The 421-nt window shown below is 69.4% G+C and carries 1 protein-coding gene; it reads left to right on the top strand.

Annotation, left to right across the window (positions count from 1 at the left end):
* Nucleotides 1-17: 17 nt before the first annotated feature.
* Nucleotides 18-421: ABC transporter permease subunit (locus IH68_RS0149030; protein WP_030950348.1), on the top strand; the 404-nt coding region annotated here is incomplete at its 3' end.

The following is a 421-nucleotide window of genomic DNA, read 5'->3' as shown; positions in this document are numbered from 1 at the left end:
CAGTGAGGGGAGCGAACATGTCCGGCCTCTTCCAAGTCCCCTGGTCCGACTACCGGTCCGACCTCCTCGACGCGCTCTGGCGCACCGTCTCCTACACCCTGGTCAGCTTCGCCGGCGCGGTTCTCCTCGGCATGGGCGTGGCGCTGCTCCGGCTGAACCGGGCGTGGCCCGCGCGGGCCCTCGCCGCCGTCTACACCGAGGTGTTCAAGAACGTCCCGCTGCTGGCCATCATCTTCCTGACCTACTTCGGCCTGGCCTCGGCCGGCATCCGGCTGGACGTGTTCACCGCCGGCTGCCTCAGCCTGATCGTCTTCTACGCCGCCTACCTGTCCGAGATCTTCCGTGCCGCGATCAGCGGCGTGCACGCCGGACAGACCGAGGCGGGCGAGGCGCTCGGACTGGGCAAGGCGGGCATCTTCGC

Source organism: Streptomyces sp. NRRL S-646, from assembly GCF_000720765.1.
In the GTDB taxonomy this organism is placed as follows: domain Bacteria; phylum Actinomycetota; class Actinomycetes; order Streptomycetales; family Streptomycetaceae; genus Streptomyces.
This window is presented reverse-complemented; position numbering and strand designations above follow the sequence as displayed.